At 54.7% G+C, this 24,149-nt stretch carries 23 protein-coding genes and 2 tRNA genes; 5 read left to right on the top strand and 20 right to left on the bottom strand.

The window, feature by feature from the left end; translation table 11 throughout:
* Positions 1 to 4: 4 nt before the first annotated feature.
* The 7 genes from B5F80_RS00775 to B5F80_RS00745 all read right to left on the bottom strand — a co-directional run bounded on the left by B5F80_RS00775 (position 5) and on the right by B5F80_RS00745 (position 4,786).
* A complete protein-coding gene (locus B5F80_RS00775; RefSeq protein WP_087476903.1) occupies positions 5 to 487 on the bottom strand; it encodes a CBS domain-containing protein in 483 nt (160 codons plus the stop codon).
* Between the two features lie 149 nt (positions 488 to 636).
* Positions 637 to 1,116 (bottom strand): 23S rRNA (pseudouridine(1915)-N(3))-methyltransferase RlmH, encoded by a 480-nt coding sequence (gene rlmH, locus B5F80_RS00770; RefSeq protein WP_087476902.1) that lies wholly within the window; start codon positions 1,114 to 1,116, stop codon positions 637 to 639.
* Positions 1,116 to 2,228 (bottom strand): trypsin-like peptidase domain-containing protein, encoded by a 1,113-nt coding sequence (locus B5F80_RS00765; RefSeq protein WP_087476901.1) that lies wholly within the window; start codon positions 2,226 to 2,228, stop codon positions 1,116 to 1,118. The genes rlmH and B5F80_RS00765 overlap by 1 nt, the downstream gene beginning before the upstream one ends.
* On the bottom strand, positions 2,225 to 3,154 hold the full coding sequence (locus tag B5F80_RS00760; protein WP_087476900.1) for an MBL fold metallo-hydrolase: 930 nt from the start codon (positions 3,152 to 3,154) through the stop codon (positions 2,225 to 2,227). The genes B5F80_RS00765 and B5F80_RS00760 overlap by 4 nt, the downstream gene beginning before the upstream one ends.
* A gap of 99 nt (positions 3,155 to 3,253) precedes the next feature.
* Positions 3,254 to 3,330 (bottom strand) — tRNA-Ile (locus B5F80_RS00755).
* Positions 3,331 to 3,374: 44 nt separating this feature from the next.
* A tRNA-Ile gene (locus tag B5F80_RS00750) sits at positions 3,375 to 3,451 on the bottom strand.
* Between the two features lie 147 nt (positions 3,452 to 3,598).
* Complete coding sequence (locus B5F80_RS00745; protein ID WP_087476899.1) at positions 3,599 to 4,786, bottom strand: pyridoxal phosphate-dependent aminotransferase; 1,188 nt, start codon at positions 4,784 to 4,786, stop codon at positions 3,599 to 3,601.
* 208 nt (positions 4,787 to 4,994) lie between these two features.
* Between B5F80_RS00745 and B5F80_RS00740 the strand changes: the two genes are divergently transcribed.
* A complete protein-coding gene (locus B5F80_RS00740) occupies positions 4,995 to 6,176 on the top strand; it encodes an MFS transporter (RefSeq protein ID WP_087476898.1) in 1,182 nt (393 codons plus the stop codon).
* Positions 6,177 to 6,259: 83 nt separating this feature from the next.
* Here B5F80_RS00740 and B5F80_RS00735 read toward each other — a convergent pair whose 3' ends face one another.
* The 8 genes from B5F80_RS00735 to B5F80_RS00700 all read right to left on the bottom strand — a co-directional run bounded on the left by B5F80_RS00735 (position 6,260) and on the right by B5F80_RS00700 (position 14,243).
* Entirely contained in the window at positions 6,260 to 7,609 is a 1,350-nt protein-coding gene (locus tag B5F80_RS00735; RefSeq protein ID WP_087476897.1) for an MATE family efflux transporter, read from the bottom strand.
* A 52-nt stretch (positions 7,610 to 7,661) separates the two neighbouring features.
* Positions 7,662 to 8,978, bottom strand: a complete 1,317-nt coding sequence (locus B5F80_RS00730; RefSeq protein WP_239386278.1) for an MATE family efflux transporter — start codon at positions 8,976 to 8,978, stop codon at positions 7,662 to 7,664.
* Between the two features lie 148 nt (positions 8,979 to 9,126).
* Positions 9,127 to 9,957: an amidohydrolase family protein gene (locus B5F80_RS00725; RefSeq protein WP_087476895.1), complete on the bottom strand. Its 831-nt coding sequence runs from the start codon at positions 9,955 to 9,957 to the stop codon at positions 9,127 to 9,129.
* Positions 9,958 to 9,969: 12 nt separating this feature from the next.
* Positions 9,970 to 10,677 carry a purine-nucleoside phosphorylase gene (deoD, locus tag B5F80_RS00720; protein WP_087476894.1) on the bottom strand — a complete coding sequence of 236 codons (708 nt, stop codon included), beginning with the start codon at positions 10,675 to 10,677 and terminating at the stop codon, positions 9,970 to 9,972.
* A gap of 71 nt (positions 10,678 to 10,748) precedes the next feature.
* A complete protein-coding gene (locus B5F80_RS00715; protein ID WP_087476893.1) occupies positions 10,749 to 11,996 on the bottom strand; it encodes an AMP-binding protein in 1,248 nt (415 codons plus the stop codon).
* Positions 11,997 to 11,999: 3 nt separating this feature from the next.
* Positions 12,000 to 13,136: a thiolase family protein gene (locus B5F80_RS00710; RefSeq protein WP_087476892.1), complete on the bottom strand. Its 1,137-nt coding sequence runs from the start codon at positions 13,134 to 13,136 to the stop codon at positions 12,000 to 12,002.
* Positions 13,133 to 13,681, bottom strand: a complete 549-nt coding sequence (locus B5F80_RS00705) for a biotin transporter BioY (protein WP_239386274.1) — start codon at positions 13,679 to 13,681, stop codon at positions 13,133 to 13,135. Before B5F80_RS00705 ends, B5F80_RS00710 begins: the two co-directional genes overlap by 4 nt.
* The gene (locus tag B5F80_RS00700; protein WP_087476890.1) at positions 13,659 to 14,243 is read right to left on the bottom strand and encodes a MaoC family dehydratase; all 585 of its coding nucleotides are present in this window, start codon (positions 14,241 to 14,243) and stop codon (positions 13,659 to 13,661) included. The genes B5F80_RS00705 and B5F80_RS00700 overlap by 23 nt, the downstream gene beginning before the upstream one ends.
* A 631-nt stretch (positions 14,244 to 14,874) precedes the next feature.
* On the opposite strand from B5F80_RS00700, the gene B5F80_RS00695 reads away from it, so the two are divergent.
* Complete coding sequence (locus B5F80_RS00695) at positions 14,875 to 16,056, top strand: acetyl-CoA C-acetyltransferase (protein WP_087476889.1); 1,182 nt, start codon at positions 14,875 to 14,877, stop codon at positions 16,054 to 16,056.
* 250 nt (positions 16,057 to 16,306) lie between these two features.
* On the top strand, positions 16,307 to 17,635 hold the full coding sequence (gene potE, locus B5F80_RS00690; RefSeq protein WP_087476888.1) for a putrescine-ornithine antiporter: 1,329 nt from the start codon (positions 16,307 to 16,309) through the stop codon (positions 17,633 to 17,635).
* A gap of 54 nt (positions 17,636 to 17,689) precedes the next feature.
* Here the strand turns inward: potE and B5F80_RS00685 are convergent, their stop codons facing one another.
* A complete protein-coding gene (locus B5F80_RS00685) occupies positions 17,690 to 18,550 on the bottom strand; it encodes a hypothetical protein (protein ID WP_087476887.1) in 861 nt (286 codons plus the stop codon).
* On the bottom strand, positions 18,547 to 18,978 hold the full coding sequence (locus tag B5F80_RS00680) for a hypothetical protein (RefSeq protein ID WP_087476886.1): 432 nt from the start codon (positions 18,976 to 18,978) through the stop codon (positions 18,547 to 18,549). The genes B5F80_RS00685 and B5F80_RS00680 overlap by 4 nt, the downstream gene beginning before the upstream one ends.
* Before the next feature lie 182 nt (positions 18,979 to 19,160).
* Here B5F80_RS00680 and B5F80_RS00675 point away from each other — a divergent pair, with 182 nt between their 5' ends.
* Positions 19,161 to 20,420, top strand: coding sequence for a DEAD/DEAH box helicase (locus B5F80_RS00675; RefSeq protein WP_087476885.1), 1,260 nt, complete (start codon positions 19,161 to 19,163; stop codon positions 20,418 to 20,420).
* A gap of 23 nt (positions 20,421 to 20,443) precedes the next feature.
* On the top strand, positions 20,444 to 20,974 hold the full coding sequence (locus tag B5F80_RS00670) for a hypothetical protein (RefSeq protein WP_087476884.1): 531 nt from the start codon (positions 20,444 to 20,446) through the stop codon (positions 20,972 to 20,974).
* A 63-nt stretch (positions 20,975 to 21,037) separates the two neighbouring features.
* Here B5F80_RS00670 and B5F80_RS00665 read toward each other — a convergent pair whose 3' ends face one another.
* The 3 genes from B5F80_RS00665 to B5F80_RS00655 are packed head-to-tail and all read right to left on the bottom strand — an operon-like array spanning position 21,038 to position 24,149.
* The gene (locus tag B5F80_RS00665; protein WP_087476883.1) at positions 21,038 to 21,796 is read right to left on the bottom strand and encodes a dipeptide/oligopeptide/nickel ABC transporter ATP-binding protein; all 759 of its coding nucleotides are present in this window, start codon (positions 21,794 to 21,796) and stop codon (positions 21,038 to 21,040) included.
* A complete protein-coding gene (locus B5F80_RS00660; RefSeq protein WP_204246305.1) occupies positions 21,793 to 22,590 on the bottom strand; it encodes an ABC transporter ATP-binding protein in 798 nt (265 codons plus the stop codon). The genes B5F80_RS00665 and B5F80_RS00660 overlap by 4 nt, the downstream gene beginning before the upstream one ends.
* A 5-nt stretch (positions 22,591 to 22,595) precedes the next feature.
* Entirely contained in the window at positions 22,596 to 24,149 is a 1,554-nt protein-coding gene (locus B5F80_RS00655) for an ABC transporter substrate-binding protein (protein WP_087476881.1), read from the bottom strand.

The following is a 24,149-nucleotide window of genomic DNA, read 5'->3' as shown; positions in this document are numbered from 1 at the left end:
GTCGTTACTTATTTTCTTCCGACGTACCGTATTCCTTGTACAATTCGTCCAAAATATTATACCGCGTAACAATTCCCACGACGCGGCGGCCGTCTACGATGGGAATAACCTTCAAATGTTCCGCTACCATGACGCCGGCCAGCTGTTCTACATCGGCGTCGGGAGCCGCGATGATGACGTTCTTGGTCATCATTTCCTTTGCCGTGCAGGCCATCAGCTTTTTAAAGCCCTTGTCGTACTCGCTGATGCCGTTGTAATAAATGCTGGCTCCCAGTAAGTTGACATAGTGAGGAACGTGAGGCTTGATTTTTTTGTACAGCAAATCTGCGTCGGTAATGATGCCGATAAGCTGCTCTTCTTCGTCTACGATAGGAATCGCCGCCACCTTATTTTTTACAAACATGTGAACCAAACTGAAGACGGACGTAGACGGACTTGCCGTCACAAAATTCTTTTCCATGATATCAGACGCAGTACGTTCTTCCATAAGCTCAACCCCTTTTTCCGATGTAATGCAAACCATATCCTAGCTTACAAATCGAGTATGTATAAATGCTATATGATATATCGTATATAATAAGTATTACACATACGCAAGGGAAATTCCTGCTTGACAAGGAAATTTTTTACTCGCCTTTACCAATGATAGGGCTCATGGCGCTGAATTTTGACAGCCCGATAAATTTGCTCCAGCAAGATCATGCGGATCATCTGGTGGGTCAGCGTAATGCGCCCGAAGGATATGCGGCTGTCGGCGCGGCGGCGCACGCCGTCGGACAAGCCGAAGGGGCCGCCGATGATGAAGGTCAGCTCGCTGCATCCGTGGAGGGCTATTTCGGAGAATTTCTCCGCCATGTCTTCCGACGAAATCAGCGTCCCCTGCACGTCCAGCACGAATACGTACGATCCCTGGCGGACGTGGCGCAGCATTTTTTCCCCTTCCTTCTCCAATACCTGCCGCTTTTGGGCTTCCGAGGGATTATCGGGCATCTTTTCTTCCGGCAGCGCCGTAATTTCCACCTGCCCGTACGGCCGCAGCCGCTTGAGAAATTCATCGATGCCCGCCGTCAGGTACTTCTCTTTTATTTTTCCAATAGTAATAATGTGATATTTCATTAGCCTTCTTCATTCCCCGGACTTGCCTGCAAGACGACCGTCGCCGTCTGTTCCGATTGGCCGCGCATGTAGGTAATGGAAACAGACTCGCCGACCTGGCAGCTGTCCAGCACATTCTGCAGCACTGTAAAATCTTTGACTCTTGTGCCATTAATCGACAGGATGATATCGCCGCGGCTGATGTCGGCCTGATCCAGCGGGCCACCGGGCACTACTTTATAGACGAAAATCCCTTCTACGTCAATTTTCATGCCGAAGCGGGCTGCCATCTGCTGATCCAGCCCGTACAAGCCGAGATAGGGCCGGACGACCTTGCCGTTTTTAATCAGCGCGTCGAGGATCGGCCGGGCCGCATTGATGGGAATGGCAAAGCCCAGGCCTTCTACGCCTTCCTTGGAAATCTTCGCGCTGTTGATGCCGATGACCTTGCCGTCGGCGTCGACCAGCGCGCCGCCCGAATTGCCCGGGTTAATGGCCGCGTCGGTCTGAATCAGCTTCATGCTTTGCCCTTCAGCACCCAGGGTCCGATTCATCGAGCTGATGACGCCGGCCGTAACGGTGCCCTGAAATTCCAGTCCCAAGGGATTGCCGATGGCGATGGCCGGCTCGCCGACCTGCAGGGCATCGCTGTCGCCGAATTCTGCGACGGGCAGGTTATCCACATTGATCTTGACGACGGCCAAATCGGTCTTTTCATCGCGGCCGACGACCGTGCCCTCCGTGCTCTGCCCGTCGGCCAGCGATACGATGACGGTCTTGCTGTTGCCTACGACGTGCTGATTCGTAGCGATATAGCCGGCTTTATCAAAAATAATGCCGGAGCCGACGCCTTCGCCGACCAGGACGCGGCGGTTGAAAATATCGCGGTCATAGACCTTCGTCGTAATGCCGACGACAGCGGGCGACACCTTTTTCGCTGCCCGTACGACGGCCGTATTGCGGGCATCGGAAATATCGCCGGACGGGGCCGGCTCGGCCAGCTGCTCTATCGTTCCCTGGTACGTGCGGTTGGGGGCGAAGAAAACGTCGTGAATTTTAAATCCGCCGGCGACACCGACGGCAATCAGTATGATCCCTACGGCGGCGGTTAGCATGTGTTTACGCTGCATCAGGCATTACCTCCTTCTTGAAAGCGGACATGGCCGTTTTGACAGGCCAGGCGCAGCAATATATCCTGTCCGACGACGCGGCCGCCCCGGCTGAGCACGGTCCGTACCGTGTGCAGGGACAGGGCGGGCGTATTATTTTTTTCACTGCGATGCGCCAGCAGTACCTTCATCAGCCCTTTCGAGGGGATGCGGGCCAGAAATTCCGCCGCGTCGCGGTTGGACAGATGGCCCCACCGGCTCAATATGCGGTTCTGCAGGGCATACGGATAAGGCCCGTTTTTCAGCATTTCCTCATCGTGATTGGCTTCTAAAATCAAGATGTCCGAATAGGCCGCCGCCAGCTCCACGTCATGGCTGATATATCCCAAGTCCGTAGCCAGGGTAATCTTGCTGTCGCCGTGATAAATCGTATAGCCTACGGGGCGGGCTGCGTCGTGGGAAATCAAAAACGGCACGATTTGTATTTCTTTCAGGCCCACGCGGCGAGGCAGGCGGACAAACCGGCCGGCATATTCGCCGGCTTTTCTGCCCAGGCAGCTCCACGTTTCCCGCGTCGTATATACGGGGATATCCGTCTTTTTCAGCAGCGTCGCCAGACCGTTTACATGGTCGGCATGCTCGTGGGTGATAAAGACGGCGTCCAGTTCAGACAGGGAGCATCCGTACGCTTTTAATCCATTTTCGATACGGCGGCAGCTGATGCCGGCATCGATGAGTATTTTCGTGCGGCCGCAGCGGATAAATGCGGCGTTTCCCTTGCTCCCGCTGGCCAGCATGCTGACTAAGCAGTCTCTGTGGCGCGCTTCACCGCCCATGACCGGAATATCCTCCCGCTGCCCGCCCTCCGGCAGGACGGCGCATCCGGCCCGCTGCCTGGCCCGCCCAATCGACGCGGCCAGCTGTTCCAAGCGAAGCTCGCTTTCCGTCATAGATTTCCCCCCTTGTAGTCCTTCTCTTCGTGCTATTATAGCATAGGTTTGGCAAAAAAAAACCATCGTATCGGAATTTCTCCTTAACGATGGCTTATTTGGTGGGCCTAGGTGGACTTGAACCACCGACCTCACGCTTATCAGGCGTGCGCTCTAACCAGCTGAGCTATAGGCCCATGACGTATTTAGTATACCATACAGTTGTCAAATGTCAAGATAATGGTGGGCCTAGGTGGACTTGAACCACCGACCTCACGCTTATCAGGCGTGCGCTCTAACCAGCTGAGCTATAGGCCCATATCTTTGTGACTTGCTTAGTATACCACATTTCACCGAAGTGTCAAGATTTTTCCGCAAATTCTTTGAAAATTTCTGTTTCCTTATGGATTTCCCCCTCGCCGGCACGTTTTGCAGGCGCGGGGGAAAACAAATTAACGTCGCGTCTTATGCATAGCTTTCTATCAAGGTCTTGAAGGCTGCGAAGGAGCGCCGGATCATATCCGGGTCTACGCAGTAGGAAATGCGGACGTAACCGGGGCAGCCGAAACTGTCAGCCGGTACGATGAGCAGGTTGAGCTTCTTGGCCTTTTCGGAAAAGGCGTTGGCATCAGGCTCCGGCGATTTGACAAACAAGTAAAAGGCGCCGCTGGGATAGACGCATTCGTAGCCCATCTCTTTCAGCCCATTATACAGCAGCTTGCGGTTTTCGTCGTATATATTCATATCCGACAGCTTGCCCAGGCATTTCAGCACGACATCCTGAAACAGATGAGGCGCGCAGACGAAGCCCATCGCCCGGCCGGCACCGCACACCGCCGTATACACGGCCTTGGCATCGGCAGCGCAGTCCGGCACGAGGATGTAGCCGATGCGTTCGCCCGGCAGCGACAAGGACTTGCTGTAGGAATAGCAGACGATCGTATTGGCGTAGAATTTCGGCACGTACAAAATCGGCAGGCCGTCGTAAATGATTTCGCGGTACGGTTCGTCGGAAATCAAATAAATAGGATGACCTATGTCAGCCGATTTTTTCGTCAGCAAGGCTGCCAGCTTCGCATACGTGTCGGCCGAATACACCGTGCCGGCCGGATTGTTCGGAGAATTGACGATAATCGCCCGCGTGTGGGGCGTAATGGCCTGTTCCATTGCTTCCAGGGAAATCTGGAAATGCTCCGTGTCAGGGGGCAGCACGACCTCTTTCGCTCCGGCGTTACGAATGAAGACGGTATATTCCGGGAAAAACGGAGCCACGACGATCACTTCGTCTTCAGGGCTTTCGACGAGGGCTTTCAGCGTAACCGTCAGGGATGCCGCCGCGCCGCAGGTCATATAAAAATTATCGGCCGAAACGCCGGCGTCGTAGGTTTGATTCATGTAGTCGGCCAGGCCGCGGCGTACCGCCAAATCGCCAGCAGCCGCCGTATAGCCGTGCACGTCGACGGACTGTCGAGTCGCGACGATTTCTTCAATCGCTTCCTTGACGCACGCCGGAGCCGGCACGGTCGGATTTCCAATGCTGAAATCAAAGACGTTTTCCTTGCCGACGATGGCCGCCTGTTCCTGCCCGTAGGCAAACAAGTCGCGGATGACCGAAGCCTGCGAGCCCAAGGCGTACATTTCTTTTGATGGCATAATAATCAACCCCTTTTTCGTAATGGTTTTATTATACCACAACTTGTGAGCACATATGGCAATGTATCGTAAAAAGTTAGGCGTATAAGGCGAAAGTCCATAAACTATTTCCAAAAAACGCGAAAATTTTCTTCTCTGTGATTTGAAAAGGCCTGCGTCTTGTGGCATAATAAGATGTTCCAACATATTATCATCAGGAGGTCTTTATATGAAGAAATTGAACCCTTACGTGTACTTATTTACGATGGGTCATTTTTCCGTAGACTGGTCGCAAGGCGCCATCCCCGCCCTGCTGCCGTATTTTATCGCAACGTATAATCTCAGCTATCAGGACGCGGCGACGCTCATCTTCGCAAACATGCTGTTATCCTCTATTTCCCAGCCCATTTTCGGCTATTATTCCGACAAGATATCCAAGCCCTGGTTCGTCCCTCTCGGGCCGGTCCTCTGCGGCATCTGCATTACCCTGCTGGGAATTACGGACAATTACTGGCTCATCTTCCTCTGCTCCATGTTCTGCGGCTTCGGCTCTTCTATTTACCATCCCGAAGCGGCGCGCATGGTCAATAAGATTTCCGGCCCCTTAAAAGGCCAGGCTATGGGAAGCTTTTCCGTCGGCGGCAACGCCGGCTTTGCCGTCGGCCCCATCGTTGCCGGCTTCTGCGCCTATACCTTCCACATTTATGGATTGGTCATTTTCGGCCTTATCAACTTCATCATCGCTGCGCTGATTTATCATTTCATGCCGAAGGTGCTCCATCAGGTAAGCGACGCAGACATCGCCGAAACAAAAGCCCATCCGAACGAAGAAAAGCACAACGACTGGCGCTCGTTCAGCAAGCTTACCGTCGTCATCTTCGTCCGTTCCATCGGCTTTACCCTCTGCAATACCTTTATCCCTATCTATTGGATTCACGTCCTGCAGGCTTCGCCGTCCCAAGGCAGCTTCGCCTTGTCCATACTATTTTTCATGGGCGTAGTCATCACCTTTATCGGCGGCATTCTGGCCGACCGCTTCGGCTTTATCCGCATCATGCGGGGCTCCTTCCTCATCATGGTGCCGGCCATGTTCTTCTTCGTCAACAGCACCGATTTATGGCTGTCGACGCTGCTCCTCATCCCCGTGGCCTTCTCCCTCTTCGCCCCGTACAGCCCTATCGTCATTTTGGGGCAAACCTTCTTGGGCAAAAATGTCGGCTTCGCCTCCGGCGTCACCCTGGGCCTGAGCACGACAATGGGCGGCCTCTTCTCTCCCCTCGTCGGCTGGGGAGCCGACACGTGGGGCCTGACCTCGGCCCTGCAGGTATTATGGGTCTGCGCACTCATCGGCGCGATCTTCACTTTCCTCGTTCCCACGCCGGAGCAATGGAAGCAAAACGGCATGAAGTAAGGAAAACCGATGCCAGATACAGCAAAGCCCCTCGACGCTATCCACGCGCTAAGGGGCTTTTTGAATACGCAGACGACAAGCTGTCAGGCTTTCAGCTGCTTAATGAACCATGCATAGGCTACGCAGAGAATCGCCGCCGTGACGGCCCAGCTGACGGGAAATACCATCATGAGCGTCGCAAAATCAGGTTCCCAGGCAAAGACGGTATACACCCAGGTCACGCGGGTGCCGCAGATGCCGAAGAGGGTAATCAGCGCCGGTATGAGCGAGCTGCCGTAGCCGCGCATCGCTCCGGACAACACTTCGATGACGGCGTTGATAAATTCCAGGCCGGCCACGTATTTCAGGCGGATAAAGCCCAAGGCGACGACCGTACTGTCGTCGCTGAAAATATGCAGCAAAGGCACGCCGAACAGGATCAGCAGGGCGCAAATACAGGCCGTCAGCAGCAGGTCCTGAAACAGGCACCACTTCATCGCCTGTTTGCACCGTCTTATGTTCCGGGCCCCGTAATTCTGGCTGACGAAGGTCGTGCAGACCTGTCCGAAGGCGTTGATCAGGAAGAAGGTAAAGATTTCCAGGTTGAAGGCCGCCGCCGACGCCGCCATGACGTCGGGCCCCAATTCATTGATAGCCGACTGGATGCACAGGTTGGACAAGGCGAAGACCATGCCCTGCATCCCTGCAGGCAGGCCGATGCGCAGCATAGGAAGGAGAATCCGTTTATCCACATGAAACTCCGTCAAGCGGACGCGGATTTCCGTCTGGCTGCGGCACAGGAAATAAAACAGCATGGCCGAGCTCAGGGCCGTCGCGATGATCGTGCCGATTGCCACGCCTTCAACAGACATATCCAGGACGAGGATAAAGAATAAATTCAGGAAAAATTTAGTAATACCCGACGCAATCAGGCAATACAGGGGCGTGCGCGTATCGCCCTGGCTGCGGAAAATCGACGATTCGAAATTATACAGCAGGATAAACGGCATGGCCAGCCAAAAAACGCGCAGATACAAGACGGCCAGATCGAAAATTTCTTCCGGCACCGATAAGAGGCGCAGCAGCGGCTCGACCAGGAGCTCGCCTGCGATGGCCATGGCGACGCCGCATCCCAGGGCGACGAGGATAGCCGTATGGACGGCGGCGTGGACGCCGTGGATATTCTTCTTGCCGATAAAGCGGGCGATGATGACGTTCGCTCCCAGCGATATGCCGATAAACAGGCTCAGCACCATGCCGATGATTGGGCTGTTGCTGCCGACGGCCGCCATGGCCTCCTTGCCGACAAACTGGCCGAGCATGGCGATGTCGGCGGCGTTGAACAGCTGCTGCATGATGCCCGTAAAGGCGAAAGGCAAGGCCACGACGAGGATCTTATCCCACAGCGAGCCTTCGAGCATGTTGACGCTTCTCGTATTGTTCTTTCTATTCATATTGCCGCACACCTGACCTTACGGATGAAACAGAGCCCTCCGCAGCACACCGCTATGCCCGCAGATGCTTGACGAACCATTGATACGCTGCGATAAGAATGACTGCCGAGACGCCCCAGCTGATAGGAAAGACCATCATCAGCATTTCAAAATCAGGCTCCCAGGAAAAGACCGTGTATACCCAGGCAATGCGGGTGCCGCAGATGCCGAACAGCGTGATGAGAGCCGGTATGAGCGAGCTGCCGTAGCCGCGCATGGCCCCGGAAAATACGTCGATAAGCGACTCGATGACCTCCAGGCAGCCGACGTAGGTCACCCGTATCATGCCGTAGGCAATGACGGCGGCGTCGCTGTTGAAAATACTTAAAATCGGTATACCGAAGGCGTACACGAAAGCGCCGCAGGCTACACCGATGATAATATCCTGTACAAGACACCATTTCAGCACCTGCTTGCACCGATCCAGCTTGCGGGCGCCGTAATTCTGGCTGACAAAGGTCGTGCAAACCTGTCCGAAGGCGTTGACGATGAAAAAGATAAAAATTTCTACGTTGAACGCCGCCGCCGAGGCGGCCATGACGTCGGGACCCAGGCCGTTGATCGCCGATTGGATGCACAGATTCGACAAGGCGAAGACCATGCCCTGCACGCCTGCCGGCAGGCCAATGCGCAGCATGGGCATGAGTATCCGCTTATCTACGTGGAAATCCTGCAGATGGACGCGGATATCCGTCGTGCTGCGGCACAGGAAATAAAAGAGCAGTCCCGAGCTGATCGTACTGGCAACGACTGTGCCGATGGCCACGCCTTCGACAGACATGTCGAGGACGAGGATAAAAAAGAGATTCAAAAAGAATTTAACTACGCCGGAAACGATCAGGCAGTACAAGGGCGTCCGCGTATCTCCCTGGCTGCGGAAAATCGACGATTCGAAGTTATACAGCAGGATGACCGGCATGCCTAAGAGAAAAATCCGCAGGTACAGCACGGACATGTCGAAAATTTCATCGGGCACCGACAAGGCCCGCAGCAGGGGAGCCGCCGCGATTTCCCCCAGAATCGTCATGACTACGCCGCTTCCCAGGGCGACGAGTATGGCCGTGTGGACAGCAGCATGGACGCCGTGGATATTTTTCTTGCCGATAAACCGGGCGATGACGACGTTTGCCCCCAGGGACACGCCGATAAACAAACTCAGCACCATGGCGATAATCGGGCTGTTGCTGCCGACGGCCGCCATAGCCTCCTTTCCGACAAACTGGCCGAGCATGGCGATGTCGGCGGCGTTAAACAGCTGCTGCATAATACCCGTAAAGGCGAAGGGCAAGGCTACGATGAGGATTTTATCCCACAGCGAGCCTTCCAGCATATTCACTTTTCTTGTTCGTTTTTCTTGTTTGATTTGTTCCATATCAACTTAATTATGCACATTAAAGTATACTCTCGTCAATACAAAAATGACCGGCAGACGTTGCATTTTCTGTCTGCCGGTCGTTCTTATGCGGTTAATAAATGATTTACGCTTCCAGCCCCAGGCGGTACAAGCGGTTGGCGTTGTCGAAAAAGACGGCCTGCCAGTACTGCTCGGGAATAAAGGCTTTGACAAAGGCGACGTAATCGCCTAAATTGGCCAACGGCCAGTCCGTGCCGAACATAACGCTGTCGTAGCGGTTCAAATAGCACAGCCAGTCGCGCAGCATCGAAATATATCCTTCCTTGGCCTTCAAAAAGCCGTTCATGTCATGAATCTTTCCTTCAAGCAGCCCCGACAAGTCGACGGCGACGTTGCGGTTCTTTTCCAGCACGGCGATGGCGTCCTGCAGGAATGGGTTGCCGATATGGCACATGACGAACTGCACGTCCGGGTGCTTGACGGCCGCTTCGTCGAGCGTCAGGGGATGGCTGTATTTGAGCAGGGCGTTGGCCGTCGCCGTAAGGCCCGTGTGAACAGCTACGGGCTTGTCGTATCTCTTCGCCAGCTCGTATACGGGGTCGTATACGGAATCATAAATATAGACGTGGTTATACCCCGGGTAGAGCTTGATGCCGCAGCACTGCTTCCGCTTCAGGTTTTCCTCAAGCAACGGGAGGGATTCCTCGATATGATCGTTGCAGCCGCTGCTGTCCAGGCCGATGCAGTAGCTCATGAATTCGGGATAGACGTGCCCCTCCGGGTCCAGCGTCCCGTTGCCCATGACTACGCCGTGAACGTAATGATATTGGGCATAGGCCTGCCGCAGGTGCTCGGCTGAGTTGACGTGGCCTGCCGCCAGGGCCAGCTCGTTAAATCCCTTGAAATCGCGGAAATGGAAATGACTATCGATAATTTTCAATGTATTGCCCTTCATCGTCTGCGCTCCCTACTCGGCTGTGATCGTTTCCAGAGCAATGCGGATCATGTCGTCAAAGGACGTCTGCCGTTCTTCTGCCGTGCAGGCTTCCTTGGTCAGCAAATGATCGCTTACGGTAAACAAGCCCAAGACCTGAACGCCGTATTTCGCCGCCAGCACGTATAGCCCTGCCGTTTCCATTTCCACAGCCATGATGCCGTACGCCGTCAATTTGTCATTATCGATTTCATCATCATAAAACCGGTCTACTGAGACGATATTGCCGACGCGGACGGGGATGTTCTGCCGCGCCGCCGCGTCGTAGGCCTTCCGGAGCAGCTCGAAATCTGCCAGAGGCGCGTAATTGATGGACGGGCCGAAGATGTTGCGTATAATAGACGAATCCGTCGTAGCCCCCTGGGCGATGACGACGTCGCGCAGCCGGATATCCTCGCGCATCGCGCCGCAGGTACCGACGCGGATCAGCTTTTTGACGCCGTAATCACGCATGAGCTCCGTCGCGTATATGGAAATAGAAGGAATCCCCATCCCCGTGCCCTGGACGGAAACGGCGTGCCCTTTATAGGTTCCCGTATATCCAAGCATATTGCGGACCCGGTTGTAGCAGACGGCGCCGTCTAAAAAATGCTCCGCTATATACTGAGCCCGCAGCGGGTCGCCGGGAAGCAGGATATTCTCGGCAATATCGCCTGTCTTGGCTTCAATGTGCAAACTCATAACAAGGACCTCCTCTGTACAGCCCTATCGCTGTTAGTCTATAATCGAATATCGTCTCTATTATATCACAATTACAAAGAGCTCGTCATAGATAATAGACGTCCTTTATCAATTTTTCCGCTTTCATTTTTAGGCAAATGCGCTGTTTCAATAAAACGGTCCGGAACCTCCTGAGGCAGCAGCCGTCGACGCAGCGCCGCTATGCAGCGCATTTTATCCTGTTTCCATACATCGGATGAAGAAATATAAGCGATGAGCTCGTCTCTGTGAGGCCGGCGCAGGACGACGACGGCCCCCTCTGCGTCGGGAATGCATTCCCGCAGCGCCCTTTCCACTTTATAGGCCGATATGCTGACGCCATTAACCCGGCAGATATCGTCGCTGCGGCCAAGGTAATGGAGCAGGCCGCCGTCGTCAATATATCCCCGGTCATGGGTCGCGTAGGGCATGGATAAGCCCAGCACATGGCCTGCCGTGGAGACGGTAATTTCCTGCGTATCCTCCTGCACGGCGACATGAACCCCTGCGAAGGGCCGGCCTACGAGGGTGTCGTCATCGGTCATGTCCTCATCCCTGATGTAAGTGATATAGTTCAATTCGCTGGAACCGTAGTACAAGACAATCTCCGCTCTAGGAAAGACTTGCTTCAGCTGACCAGCCTGCCGTTTTCCCAAGGCCTGGGAACCGCTGATCATGTGCGTCACCGTATCGGCAGCACAGCCGGAGGCTTTCATCTGCTTCATCAAGAGAAACAGCTTCGCCGGAATCATATACAGCGCGTTGACCCGGTACGTTTCTATCATCGTCAGCCACTGCTTAGGATGGAAGCCGTCGGCTCCTATGACAGTGCCTCCGGCGGAAAATACGCCGAGATACATGTTTAAGTTTCCCGTAAAGGCCAGGCTCCCCTGGCAAAGCATGACCGTAGTTTCATCGACGCCGAATACGCCGTTCTGCGCGGGAAAAAAGGATGCCCAGCTGTCATAGGTCCGCCACCACAGCTTCGGCCGGCCTGACGAACCGGATGTCATCACGCCCATACAGGCCGCTTCCGGCGGGACTTGCGAACAATCATGCCGGCCATATCTTGTCTGCGGAGCGATGACCGGTACCCAGTTTGTGCCGGCATAAGCCAAAAACTGAATCAGTTGTTCGGCAATCGTATCGGCATAAATCCACCGGCAGGCACGTTCTCCGCCGACGGCATCCCGCAGCGCCTGAGCCCGGCGCGCCAGCTGGCCGTAGGTATACCGGCAGGTTTCCGTAACGAGGGCCGTTTTTTCAGCGTCCTGTTCTTTAATAAGTGATAAGTAATCCATAGTCTACACTCTTTCTATAATCATAGCCTTGCCCAGGCCGCCGGCGCCGGCAATACTGCAGCAGCCCAGCGCGCCGTCCCGGGCCCGCAGCCCTTCGATAGCGTGCAGAAGCAGCACGGCACCGGTCGCCCCATAAGGATGGCCGTATGCCAAGGCTCCGCCGAAGGGATTGTAAGCCGCCACGCAGCGTGGAAACTGGCGGGCAAATAATTCGCTGATCAGGGCGAAGGCCTCATTGATTTCAAAAATATCTATGTCTTCGCCGTGCAAACCGCATCGTGTCAGCACGGCTTCTGCGGCCTGCACCGCTCCGACGGGACTCAGCAGCGGGTCTGTGCCGCAGGAAACGACGCCGCGTATTTTAACGGCTGGCTGCAGTCCATACCGGCGGGCGTACGCAGGAGAACACACGATCACAAAGGCTGCACCGTCGTTGGTGAGGCAGGCATTGGCCGCTGTAATCACTGTTCCATCGGGCAATACCGGCTTCAAGCGCCGCAGCAGCTGCGGACGCATGGCAGGGCGAATGCCTTCATCCCGCGCGCCGCCCCATACAGGGGCAATGCACAGCTGAAACACGCCTTCCCGCACGGCCTCTCCGGCCAGAGCATGGCTGCGAAGGACCCAGGCATCCAGCATCTCCCGCGTAATATGGAATTGTTCCGCCGTGTACTCGGCGCAGCGGAGCATACAGTCTTCACTCCATACCTGCGGGCTGAATTGAGCCGTCATATACCAGTTCTCATCGCCGCGGTAGGCCGGATGATTGGGATGACAGCTTCGCCGCGGCTGGGTAGACGCGCTGTCAAAGCCGCCGGCCAGAATACATTCCGCCTGTCCCGAAGCCACCTTTGCCGCCGCGATGGCAACGCTTTCCAGGCCGCTGCAGCACTGCATGTCGACGGTCACGGCCGGTACGGATACATCCAATCCCGCTTCCAGCGCGGCCAGCCGGGTAATGTTGCCGCCGCAGCCTACGCTGTTGCCGCCGATGATTTCGTCGATGCGGACCAGCCCGTATGCACGGATCACTTCCTGCAAAACGGCTGCGCCCAGCTTCTCTGCCGGCACATGGCGGTACATGCCGTTATACACGCCGATGTAGCTGCGCAGGCCGCCGGCAATATACACGTCGTTCATCGCATCGCCCCCAGGATCTTATACAAGGGCCGGGCCAAAGCCGCCGCCCCCAGGCACTTGACGATATCCAGGGGGATAAAGGGAAGCACGCCGCTGAGCACGGCCGCCTCCCATGTCATGCCAGTGATGAGCTTCAGCTGGATGCATCCCAGCACGTCGATGACCGGCAGGCCGATGCAGACGCCGACAAGGGCGAAGCGCTTGAAATTGTACTCCTTCCCCTTCAGCCAGGCAATGAGCATCACGGCGACGACATACCCCCAAATATACCCGCCTGTAGGGCCGAACATTTTTCCCGGGCCGGACGCGCCGCCCGTAAACACGGGGATGCCGATAAGGCCGATGCAGACGTACGCCAGCATCGCGGCACAGGCCTGCTTCGGCGGCAGCAGATAGGCCACCAAATTGACGACCAGCGTCTGCAGCGATATAGGCGACATAGAAAAGGGCAGAGGAATAATCATATACGCTGATACGCAGTTCATGGCGATGAGCAGGGCCAGCCGCGTCAGCGTTCCGGCATCATATGTTGTTGATTTCATCATGTACACGCTCCTTATAGGGTAATCGTTCTATCGTATTTACCAGGCGGCCGCCGACATAGCCTTCTATACCGGCAGCCGTCTCCACGAGGCAGAGCTCTTCGCCGGCATATACGGGCTTTCGGAATTTGCAGCGCCAGCGAAGGCCGTCTTCATCCAGCGACGACAGCAGCCGTTCCAGAAAGCACAATCCGGGGACGACGGCCCTCTTTCCCCGATGTATTTCGTTGGCATCGCCGCTGACGGCCAGGTAATCCTGTATTTCCTCATCAGAAAAAACATGACGCCACAGGACTTCGCCATCAGGAGCACCCTCGGCCTCGGCCGATATAATCTCCCGGGAAAGGCTGAGAGGCTTGACCAGCAATACCGTCAGCGACTGACGGCACCTGCCGCCTTCATCCCATCCCAGCACTTGCAGCACGGCCCGCCGCTCCGTCTTTCGGCAGATCTCCAATGAAAACGAATGGGCCTTTCCTTCCAGGCACAGCGAGGCTTCTGCCAGGAACCAGCCGGAAAAATCATAGCTTTTACAGGCAGCCAGCTGCTGAATCAGCTGCATCATCAGCATCCCTTCTTTCTGTTCAATATGTATGGGATTATAGCAATTTCATTTATCAGTGTCAACTATATAAATTATTTTAAGTTAACAATAAATTGAACTATCGTTATTTATTTCACATAACAAACTATACGCTTTGAGCAATATGCTCTTATTACCTTATCTATAATTAAAACATTATAATAAATATATTTCTTCAGTTTATTCATGTATTATGCGTTTTTTAGCTGTATCATATTCAAATATGAGTATTTAATATAAGCAAACGCTTTTTTCCTCTTGCATTTATTTGTGAAAAAATGTACTATATGTATAACGAGATTGTGAAATTTAGAACTCATCTTTCCCGTTATACCGATGATGTTCCAAAATTTGCTATAGGCTGTGACGCCATATCAGCCGCAGCAGTGTTTCAGGTCATCATTAATTATTTTTCGATTATGAATCATAGCAAACAAAAATATATGTATAAGGTATTATTTTTTGTAATAACTTTGTATACCCTCTTGCATTTATGTTGAAAAGTTTGTTATGATTATAATAACAATATATCATTCATACTGATGATACATTTGCAACATGTATGTCTTATCCGGACATACTATTACATTCAAACCATAAGGAGTGATTTTCTGTGAAAGAAGTAGTAATCGTAAGTGCTTGCCGTACAGCTATTGGTAAATTTGGCGGTTCCCTGAAAGACGTTCCTGCAGCAGATTTGGGCGCTATCGTTATCGAAGAAGCCATCAAACGCGCAGGCATCGACAAAGCTATCGTTGACGAAGTCGTTATGGGCAACGTTCTCCAGGCTGCTCAGGGCCAGAACCCTGCTCGTCAGGCTATGATCAAAGCAGGTCTCCCCGTTGAAACGCCGGCTATGACGATCAACAAAGTCTGCGGTTCCGGTCTCCGCTGCGTATCCCTCGCCGCTCAGATGATTAAAGCCGGCGACGCCGACGTTATCGTAGCAGGCGGTATGGAAAACATGTCCGCAGCTCCGTACGCTATTCCTAAAGCTCGTTATGGCTACCGTATGGGCAACGGCGTATTGGTCGACACGATGATTAAAGACGGCTTGTGGGACGCTTTCAACGATTACCACATGGGCATCACGGCTGAAAACGTAGCTGAACAGTTCGGCGTTTCCCGTGAAGATCAGGACGCTTTGGGCGCTCGTTCCCAGCAGAAAGCTTGCGAAGCTATTAAGAGCGGCGCATTCAAGGATCAGATCGTTCCTGTCGTCATCCATGGCAAAAAAGGCGACACTGTTTTCGATACAGACGAATTCCCGCGTGAAGGCACGACGGTTGAAAGCCTCGCTAAATTAAAACCGGCCTTCAAAAAAGGCGGCACCGTAACGGCTGGCAACGCATCCGGCATCAACGACGGCGCAGCTGCATTCGTCGTAATGTCTGCTGAAAAAGCTGCTGAACTCGGCCTCAAACCGATGGCTAAAGTCGTAAGCTACGCTTCCGCAGGCGTTGATCCTTCCATCATGGGTATCGGACCTGTTCCTTCTTCCCGCAAAGCTTTGGAAAAAGCCGGCCTCACAGCTGACGATCTCTCCCTCGTAGAAGCTAACGAAGCGTTCGCAGCACAGTCCGTATACGTTGTTCGCGAACTCGGCCTCGACATGAGCAAAGTCAACATCCACGGCGGCGCTATCGCTCTCGGCCATCCGATCGGAGCTTCCGGCGCTCGTATCCTCGTTACGCTGCTCTACGGCTTGAAAGAAGTCGGCGGCAAATACGGCTTGGCTACCCTCTGCATCGGCGGCGGCCAGGGCACGGCTTGCATCGTAGAAAACATCGACTAATTTCAATTGATATTTTCGTAACTAAACGCATGGGCATCTTTGTCCATGCGTTTTTTTGCACTTCTGACAATGTAAAAAATGGGAAAGTTTTTTACTATATCTTTACGGTATATAACGTTCTCTATACGTACTATTTTCATATAATTATTTTTCAAAAACTATTTTATTTTCTTCACAAAAATGATAGAATGAACTAGCCAAAATAAATAGTTGTTCATACTAAAATTTTACAATGAAAGAAGGACTGATAATGAAAACTACACGTCGTAAAATGTCTTTGGTTCAGCTGACCTTCGTCACTGCAGCCAATATGTTGGGGGCAGGCATCATCATGCTGCCGACCAAACTTGCTGAAGTCGGTACGATTTCCATTATTTCGTGGTTAATTACGGCTCTCGGCTCGCTCGCCCTGGCTATGACTTTCGCCCGATGCGGCATGTTTACTACGAAGCCTGGCGGAATGGGCGGTTATTCCGAATACGCCTTCGGGCGAATAGGACATTTTATGGCAAATTATGCCTATGCAGTTTCCATCGTCATTGCAAACGTGGCTATCGCCATTTCTGCCGTAGGATATGGCGCCGGGTTCTTAGGAACCTCCTTTACGCCGCTGCAAACATGTTTATATACAATCGCCTTGCTCTGGATCGCGGCCGCGTTAAATTTCAGCGGCTCCCGCTATTCGGGCAAGCTCAGCACGATAACGATCTGGGGCGCGATTATTCCCGTCCTGGGCATCTCGCTCATCGGTTGGTACTGGTTTGAACCGTCTACGTGGATTTCTTCGTGGAATCCGAACGACGTCGGGTTCATCGACGCCGTCGGCAATTCCATTGCCCTGACCCTCTGGTCTTTCCTGGGTCTGGAATCGGCTGCCGTCAACATGGACGCCGTAGAAAATCCGCAGCGTTCCGTTCCCATCGCAACCTTCGTCAGCACCTTGGGCGTAGCGTTTATCTATGTCGCCTCGACGAACGTCATTGCCGGCATCGTTCCCAATGCGGAAATCCTGAGCTCCAGCGCCCCCTTCGGCCTGGCCTTTTCGTACATGCTCGGCTCTACGGCCGGCAAGGTCGTCATGGGCCTGATGGTCTTCTCCTGCGCCGGCTCGCTCCTGTCGTGGCAGTTTACCCTGGCCCGCGTCTTTAAGACCAGCGCCCAGCGGGGCTTGTTCCCGAAGGTATTCGCCAAGGTCACCAACGCCGACGTTCCGGTCAAAGGCATGATCCTCATCCTGGCTATGCAAAGCTGCCTGGCCCTGATGACCATCAGCCCGACGCTGGCCAAACAGTTCGAGCTCCTGGCAAACCTGGCCGTCGTGACAAACGTTATTCCTTACATCTTCTGCGCTTTCGCATTGAAATCTATCTTGGAAAAAGAACAGATTTCCAATGCCGTCTGCAACAGAAATACGTCTATTTTCCTGTCCGGCGTATCTATTATTTACTGCATTTACGCCCTGACGACGACAGACGCCGTAACCTTCTTCAGCGGCTGCCTGGCAGCCTTCATCGGCTGGATGATTTACATGGTCCGTTTCAATATCCTGAAACAGCCCTTGCCGCTGCAAAATAAATAAACACGTGCAAAAGAGCCGGTCCTCGCGGATCGGCTCTTTTTATATCGGTCGTAATTATTTTATGAATTTATACATAGCCATGACAAACACGTTTCCAACGGCGACAGAGGCAATGACCAAACAGCTTTCTACGACAAACGGCGTAATGAATACAAGAAAATTATTTTGCACGACAGGCATGCATTGGAAAATAAGGGAGCTGAAAATTTGCAGGCGGCTGTCAAAGATAATCGAATTCGCCACCAGCCAGACAGCCGTCATCACGACGATGCGCAGGCACTGGATAATCCGCTCCTTCCCCGGCAGGCCCTTTGACGGGAAAAAATAAAAGGCGAACACGGCGATGACGCATATGCCCATAGCGATAAATCCAAAGCCCATGATGCCCATCACGCCGACGACCAGGCTGGTCGTTACTTCGCCGTCGCCGACATCCGGAAACAGAAGCATGCCCATGACGGCGCAAGGCAGAGGCAGGCTATATAAAATCGTATCCAGAAATTCGGAAAACCAGTAGGCCCGGCGGCGCTTCAGCCACCAATTCACGCCCCAGGCAGCCAGAGACTGCAGCGTCAGGGTCCCCATCATCCATACGAAAAAGGAGGCGACCCGCAAGGCGTATTCCTGCCAAAACGGATAGGCCATGAGGCCGTTGAGAATGGCGACGGCAACGCACAGGGCGACGATGCCGCCGTATAGTATTGCGCCTACGGACGCATATTGCGACGTTCCCGTCCCTTTCATCTGCCGGCGGCGCACCGTAATTGGCAGGCTCAGCGAAGCCAAAATGAACACCAGGACCGACAGGGATACGAACAGGCCCTTATCGGACGCAAAGGCGCCGAAGGGAATGGGGACTGTCCAAAGAGCCAGCCGCAGAACTGCCCGCACGCAATCTGTCACAGATGCTCTCATAGGCTCCCTCCCTTCGCCGTATCCGACCCGGTCAGGCAGGCCAGGCCATAGGCCAGCAGCAGCGTGACGCATACCTTGCCGTACATGCCGACAATGAATACGATATCCCGTCCAACAGTCGGCCATTCCCAAAAGGACGACGATTTCCAGATATCGCCCATGCAGGCGCTGAAGACGACAAAGGCCGCGGCGACGGCCAGCCACATGACGACAAAGGCAGCCCGGCTTATCTTCCGCTGTTCCGGGCCAAACCGCGCTTCGGCGCTGCCTAAATAGGCCCAGGGAACCAGGAAGGACAAGACCGTATAGCTCACCAGGGCCACGACGGCGCTGGAGCCGTTATGTATCGTATACGCCCCGATGGGAATCGGGATAATAAAAAAACACATGAACACGCACTGACGAATTACATCGCAACAGCCACTCATTTCTTTTCTGTACCTCCATTACAGGAACTCTCTTGCTTAATAATTAAGTATACCACATACAGGGCATACATGGGTAGTCGTTATAGCCGGCCGGTGCAATCTTCTATTGCGAAAAAGACGGCTCTTGTGTACAATAGATAATAATTACGCAAATATTTACATAGAAAGGTATTTACACAATCATGTCCAAAACATTCCAATCCCTAGGCATTACGTCGGAGCTTTGCGAACTGCTGCGCAAGCAGGGCATCCGCGAGGCTACGGCCATACAGGAACAGGCCATTCCGCCTGTATTTAAAGGGCGCGATATACTGGCCCAGGCTCAGACCGGCACGGGAAAAACCTACGCTTTCCTCCTGCCGTCGCTGCAGCAGGTCAAGCCAAACGTCCACATGGAGCAAGTGCTTATCATCGCGCCGACGCGCGAGCTGGCCCGGCAGATTGCCGAAGTAGCCGACGCCTTGGCTCCGGCCCTAGGTGTCGACGTCCTCAGCCTCATCGGCGGCAAGACGATTGAAAACCAGCTGCAGAAGCTGCACCGCCATCCCCACGTCATCATCGGCACGCCGGGCCGCCTCCTGGACCACTGCCGCCGCAATTCCCTCGATTTAAGCGGCGTCGGCCGGGTCGTCGTCGACGAAGCGGACCAAATGCTGCAGTCGGGATTTTTAGAAGACGTCGACATCCTCATCAGCATGACGCCCAAGCGCCGTCAGCTCCTGTTTTTCTCCGCCACCATACCGGACAAAATCAGAGGCCTGGCAAAAAAACACATGCAGAATCCCCTGTCGCTCCGCGTATTGGAAGGCGAAACCATCGCCCTGGAGCAAATTGAACAGCGCATCTACATGACCAGCGAGGATAAAAAATTCCCCATGCTGTGCCAGATGCTGCAGGAGATGAATCCCTACCTGGCCGTCGTATTCTGCAACACTAAAGAGCGGACGGCCCAGCTGGCCGGTCAGCTCATCGCCGCCGGCTTCAACATCGGCGAGCTTCACGGCGACATGTCCCAAGGCCGCCGTACCCAGGTGCTGCGCGACTTCGCCCGGGCTAAGACGCAGATTCTCGTGGCGACGGATATCGCCGCACGCGGCATCGACATCGAAGGCATTACGCACGTATTCAATTACGACGTCCCCCGTGACGTAGATTATTATATCCACCGCATCGGCCGGACAGGCCGGGCCGGCAACGAAGGATTGTCCGTCATGTTCGCCACCGGCGCCGACGAAGACTGGGTCCGCCGCATCGAACACAGCATTCACGCTACGATTACCAAATATACGACGAGCGGCAAAATCAAAGTCAAGGCCAGCGCGCGGCCTCCCAAAAAGAAAAAGGTATACAAGGACAAGCTGCCGGCCAGCACGTACCAGCCTACGAAAAGCAAGCGCCACAAAACGCTTCATAAGGGCGGGGACAACCGCCGCCGGCGGTAATATACAGCAAGGAGGTACTGAATATGAAAAAACAATTAGCCGTCGTCCTGGCCATTCTGACGCTGTTCGTCAGCGCCGGCTGCTCCCAGACAGACACGCAGGACGCCAATAAGGCCAAGACCACGCAGGAACAGCAAGTCGACAAGGGAAAAGCTGAAAAGGCCACGATCGGCGAAGTTGCCGGCCTCGGCGATACGGCCCAGGATTGGGAAGCCGAATTCGGCCATCCCTATGCGCAAGGCGACACGCTGAAAGTATACAAGGGCGGCCTCTACGAAGTCGTGTTTGAAAAGGACCGGGCCGTTACGATTACCTTGCCGGCTAAAGACGGCAAAGAACCGGCAACGGATACGCTTCTTCCCCGCGACGGCAAGAAGCAGTCTGAAAACAGCCAGCAAACGGGCGGCATGACCATGACTGTAGAAAAATGGCACAGCCATATGCTGGAAAAAGCGATTCCCGACACGAAGGGAACCTATACGGTCATGAAAAATAAGAACGGCGAAGAATATGACAGTATCATCGTCGACTGCACGCCTAATTTGAAAAAATAAATACAATCATACGAAAAAGGCTCCTCCCTAGTCCCATGCAGGCTATGGAGGAGCCCTTTTTCGTCAGTATAGGACGGCCTCGATAAGGCGCCTCGTGTATTCGCTTTGGGGACGGCAAACGACGTCGTCCGTCCTTCCTTCTTCTACAATCCGGCCCTTGTCCATGACGACAAGCCGGTCGCAGCACTGCTGCGCTACAGCCAAATTGTGCGTAATAAACAGGAGCTGGAGACGCCCCTCGGCCTTTAGCCCCAGCAGCAGTTTGAGAATCTGCCGTTGGGCCATGACGTCCAAGGCGCTCGTCGCTTCGTCGCAAACAAGCAGCCGCGGCTGTGCCGCCAAGGCGCGGGCGATGGCCGCCCGCTGGCATTGGCCGCCGCTGACCTCATGAGGATACCAATCGGCGGCGGCAGCAGGCAATCCGCATCGTTCCAGCAGCGCTCTCACCCGTTCCCGCCGTTCGTCTTTGCCGATGCCGCCGTTCTTAAGACATTCTCCGACGCCGTCTCCCAGTGTCCGCCGCGGGTCAAAGGACGACCGAGGCGACTGAAATACCATTTGCACCTCTTTATACGCCTGCCGCAGGGCCTTTCCCCTGGCCTCTGTAATATCGCAGCCTCTCAGCAAAATACGTCCTGACGTCACGTCGATAAAGCGGCATACCGCATTGGCGACGGTGCTCTTTCCCGACCCGGACGGGCCGATCAGGCCGACGCTTTCGCCTTCTTCTATGCAAAAACTAACCCTATCCAGCGCCCTGACCTGAGCGCCCTTTCTTCCTGGAAATACTTTCGTCACTTCTTGCAGTTCCAAAACAGTCATCGTCTGTCCCTCCGCAGCTTCGGCACGGCAGCCAGCAGCTCCTTCGTATACGCCTGGGCCGGCGAGGCCAGCACGTCTTTCGCCGGTCCGTATTCTATCATCTGACCTTCCTTTACGACCAGTACGTAATCGGCTACACGGGACACGACGCCCATGTCGTGCGTGACCAGCATAATCGCCGTACCGTACTGGTCCCGCAGATACAGCAGCTCATCCAGTACCTGCTTCTGCGCGCAGACGTCGAGAGCGCTCGTCGGCTCGTCGGCCAGCAGCAGGGCCGGCTTCAGCAGCATGACCAAGACTAAGGCCGCGCGCTGATTCATGCCTCCTGACAGCTCAAAAGGATAGCTTTCCCATACGCGCCGGCCGTCTGAAAATCCCAAGCGCGCGAAAAGCTCCAAAGTCTGCCGCCGGACCTCTTCCTTCCCCATATCCAAATGGGCCGCCGCAGCCTCGCAGATTTGACTGCCTATGGTCCGCACCGGACACAGCGACGCCGCGGCATCCTGAAAGACCATGGCCATCTGTGCACCGCAAAGACGCCGCATCCCTTCGTCCGATAACGCCAGTATATCCTGTCCTTGAAACCAAATATGTCCCTGCGTCACGGCGCCTCCCGGGCCTAAGAGATTCATAGCGCTTTGCAGGAGGGTGCTCTTGCCGCTTCCGGACTCGCCGACAATCCCCAATATCTCTCCCGGCTGCAGCGAAAACGTCGCCTGCCGCACGACTGTCCGCCCGTCATAGCAGATGTCTACGTTGTCATAGGCGATGACCGCCTCTTTCATGTCCATTATCCTCACGTCTTATCTAAATCCGCCGTAATTTCATAAAAATCGCAGGGATGAGCCGCAAGGCCGACGACGCCCTTCCTGGCGATCATGCTCATCTTCAAATGGGAGCAAAATACATAGGCGTGGTCGTCCAGGATAGTCTGCGCCATCTGCACGGCCAGCGCGCCCCGTTCATCGGGGTCAAAGGTCCCTTCCATCTTCCGGGCTAATTCTTCCAGGGCATCGCTGTGATACCGGCCCGTATTGCTGTCCGACCCGTCGAGGCAGCAGTAGGTGAAGAAATACTGCGGGTCTCCCGACGGAGCCGTCACCATCGCGCTGGCATAGACGTCCCAGGCGGAGCGGTCCTTTTTCACGCGGTTGTGGTCAGCCGTACACTGTATATCCACAGCGACGCCAATCTGCTTCAGCGTCGCCTGAGCCGATTCGGCCAGCAACGGCAGTTCCTGACGGCTCGGATAGGTAAGCCAGCGGAGGGCCAGCCTGCGCCCGTCCTTTTCCCGAACGCCGTCGCCGTCTTCATCCTTCCAGCCGGCGTCGTCCAATACGCGCCGGGCCCCTTCTAAGTCATAGGGCTCGGCCTTCGCCGCATCGCCGCCGAAGGCAAACGTATCGGGAAAGGGACCGGCGGCAGGGTAGCCGTTTCCATGGAGCAAGGCGTCGACAAAGCCCTGCTTGTCAATGGCCATGGAAATCGCTTTGCGGACGGCTTCATCCTGCATCAGAGGACTGTCGAAATTCATCCAGACAAAGAAGGTGCGGCTTGTAGCCGCGCTGCTGATCGTGTACTCGTCGTTTTGAAACAGGGGATAGCTGGCATAGGGCATGCCGTAGGCCGCGTCGATTTCACCGGACTGCAGGGCCATAGTCAGCGTATCGCCGTCGGAAATAGTCCGTATCGTAATCGAATCCAGCTTGGGCTCGCCGTTCCAATAGGCGTCATTTTTTACGAGGTCGACGCGGTCTCCGGACACGAGGGACACGGCCTTATACGGCCCCGTCGCCGTCACCATGCCGTCGCGGGTAATGCCGGCCTGCATGTCGATGATGCAACCGTATGGGTCGGACAGATAATTGGGCAGGGCCGGCACGGGAACCGTCGTCCGAATCGTCAGCACCTGTCCGTCCGCTTCCATCGAAGCGATATGCAAATCGCCGGCCGCCCGCTTATGGACGGCGATCAAATGCTCCAGACATTCCTTGACGGCCTGGGCGTCTACAGGCCGTCCGCTGGTAAAGTTCACATTCCTGCGCAGGACAATCCGCCACGTCACCTCGTCGACAGGCTCATAGCTTTCCGCCAGCCACGGCTCAATTTCCATCGTATCGGAGTATCGGAACAGCGTCTCCCCTACGCCGTAGCGGATACAGGCCCAGCCGCTGTTGTCGTTGTGCGGATTGATGTCGGGCTCGTTGTTTTCAGGGTTAAAGGTCGTATCGCCCATGACAAAGGTTTTTCCGCCGGCGGAACGGTTCACCTCTTCCGTACCACCGCAGCCGGCCGCCGTCAGCAGCAGGAGCGCCACCGCAATCCACGCTATAAACCGTTTTTTATTCAT

It is taken from the genome of Megasphaera sp. An286, from assembly GCF_002163455.1.
Taxonomy (GTDB): Bacteria; Bacillota; Negativicutes; order Veillonellales; family Megasphaeraceae; genus Megasphaera; species Megasphaera stantonii.
This window is presented reverse-complemented; position numbering and strand designations above follow the sequence as displayed.

What these genes read in the sequence shown, in the direction of transcription:
- B5F80_RS00740 (WP_087476898.1), top strand. Translation starts at nt 4,995, where the DNA reads ATGAAGAAATTGAACCCTTACGTGTACTTATTTACGATGGGTCATTTT.
- B5F80_RS00675 (WP_087476885.1), top strand. Translation starts at nt 19,161, where the DNA reads ATGTCCAAAACATTCCAATCCCTAGGCATTACGTCGGAGCTTTGCGAA.
- potE (WP_087476888.1), top strand. Translation starts at nt 16,307, where the DNA reads ATGAAAACTACACGTCGTAAAATGTCTTTGGTTCAGCTGACCTTCGTC.
- B5F80_RS00710 (WP_087476892.1), bottom strand. Translation starts at nt 13,136, where the DNA reads ATGAACGACGTGTATATTGCCGGCGGCCTGCGCAGCTACATCGGCGTG.
- B5F80_RS00705 (WP_239386274.1), bottom strand. Translation starts at nt 13,681, where the DNA reads ATGATGAAATCAACAACATATGATGCCGGAACGCTGACGCGGCTGGCC.
- B5F80_RS00715 (WP_087476893.1), bottom strand. Translation starts at nt 11,996, where the DNA reads ATGGATTACTTATCACTTATTAAAGAACAGGACGCTGAAAAAACGGCC.
- B5F80_RS00660 (WP_204246305.1), bottom strand. Translation starts at nt 22,590, where the DNA reads ATGGACATGAAAGAGGCGGTCATCGCCTATGACAACGTAGACATCTGC.
- B5F80_RS00730 (WP_239386278.1), bottom strand. Translation starts at nt 8,978, where the DNA reads ATGCTGGAAGGCTCGCTGTGGGATAAAATCCTCATCGTAGCCTTGCCC.
- B5F80_RS00685 (WP_087476887.1), bottom strand. Translation starts at nt 18,550, where the DNA reads ATGAGAGCATCTGTGACAGATTGCGTGCGGGCAGTTCTGCGGCTGGCT.
- deoD (WP_087476894.1), bottom strand. Translation starts at nt 10,677, where the DNA reads ATGAGTTTGCACATTGAAGCCAAGACAGGCGATATTGCCGAGAATATC.
- B5F80_RS00775 (WP_087476903.1), bottom strand. Translation starts at nt 487, where the DNA reads ATGGAAGAACGTACTGCGTCTGATATCATGGAAAAGAATTTTGTGACG.
- B5F80_RS00665 (WP_087476883.1), bottom strand. Translation starts at nt 21,796, where the DNA reads ATGACTGTTTTGGAACTGCAAGAAGTGACGAAAGTATTTCCAGGAAGA.
- B5F80_RS00760 (WP_087476900.1), bottom strand. Translation starts at nt 3,154, where the DNA reads ATGACGGAAAGCGAGCTTCGCTTGGAACAGCTGGCCGCGTCGATTGGG.
- B5F80_RS00670 (WP_087476884.1), top strand. Translation starts at nt 20,444, where the DNA reads ATGAAAAAACAATTAGCCGTCGTCCTGGCCATTCTGACGCTGTTCGTC.
- B5F80_RS00745 (WP_087476899.1), bottom strand. Translation starts at nt 4,786, where the DNA reads ATGCCATCAAAAGAAATGTACGCCTTGGGCTCGCAGGCTTCGGTCATC.
- B5F80_RS00655 (WP_087476881.1), bottom strand. Translation starts at nt 24,149, where the DNA reads ATGAATAAAAAACGGTTTATAGCGTGGATTGCGGTGGCGCTCCTGCTG.
- B5F80_RS00735 (WP_087476897.1), bottom strand. Translation starts at nt 7,609, where the DNA reads ATGAATAGAAAGAACAATACGAGAAGCGTCAACATGCTCGAAGGCTCG.
- B5F80_RS00725 (WP_087476895.1), bottom strand. Translation starts at nt 9,957, where the DNA reads ATGAAGGGCAATACATTGAAAATTATCGATAGTCATTTCCATTTCCGC.
- rlmH (WP_087476902.1), bottom strand. Translation starts at nt 1,116, where the DNA reads ATGAAATATCACATTATTACTATTGGAAAAATAAAAGAGAAGTACCTG.
- B5F80_RS00700 (WP_087476890.1), bottom strand. Translation starts at nt 14,243, where the DNA reads ATGATGCAGCTGATTCAGCAGCTGGCTGCCTGTAAAAGCTATGATTTT.
- B5F80_RS00680 (WP_087476886.1), bottom strand. Translation starts at nt 18,978, where the DNA reads ATGAGTGGCTGTTGCGATGTAATTCGTCAGTGCGTGTTCATGTGTTTT.